Origin of the sequence: Bacillus cereus group sp. N31 (genome assembly GCF_016483245.1) — a bacterium.
Lineage (GTDB): Bacteria > Bacillota > Bacilli > Bacillales > Bacillaceae_G > Bacillus_A > Bacillus_A toyonensis.
The window spans coordinates 1-705 of sequence record NZ_JAEHCH010000072.1 but is presented as its reverse complement, the minus strand read 5'-3'; the positions used below and the strand labels follow the sequence as shown (position 1 = coordinate 705).

The window sequence follows — 705 nt, the reverse complement described above, 5'->3', positions numbered from 1 at the left end:
GACACGGTTATTTCATTAGGCAGCTTGATCCAAATGAGTCCGGTATTGCACCGGGCTCATTTTTAATTTTGCCTTTATCCGTTTCGTATTATAATAATCTACATATTTTTCTAATTCTATTTTAAAATGATCTACACTTTCAAACTCTTTTATGTAGAGGAATTCCGACTTCATGATCCCGAAGAAATTCTCCATTACTGCGTTGTCATAACAGTTTCCTTTTCGAGACATACTCTGCACAATACCTCTTGATTCAAGTGTCCGGGCATATTGTTTCATTTGATAATGCCACCCTTGATCTGAATGCATCAATAGTTGGTGATTTTCCGGTAAACGTTCTAATGCTGTCTCTAACATTTCTGAAACAAGTGAATACGTCGGTCTAGAGCCAATTGTATAGGTAATAATCTCACCATTATACAAGTCTAATACAGGTGATATATATAGTTTCTCTCCAAACAATTTAAACTCTGTGATGTCTGTTACCCATTTTTGATTCGGTGCATCTGCATGAAAATTGCGCGCTAAAATATTGGGTGCAGTTTTACCAACTTTCCCCTTATAAGACTTATATTTTTTCATACGCACAACACACTTTAATCCAAGCTCTTTCATAATGCGTTGAACCTTCTTGTGATTCACTTTTTGACCACGATTCGTTAACTCATCACGAATGCGACGGTAGCCATAACGGCCTTCATTTTC

General features: G+C 36.7%; 1 protein-coding gene. It reads right to left on the bottom strand.

The window, feature by feature from the left end; genetic code table 11:
* Positions 1–15: 15 nt before the first annotated feature.
* The coding region (locus tag JDS81_RS29780; RefSeq protein ID WP_142316372.1) for an IS3 family transposase at positions 16–705 on the bottom strand (690 nt) is incomplete at its 5' end.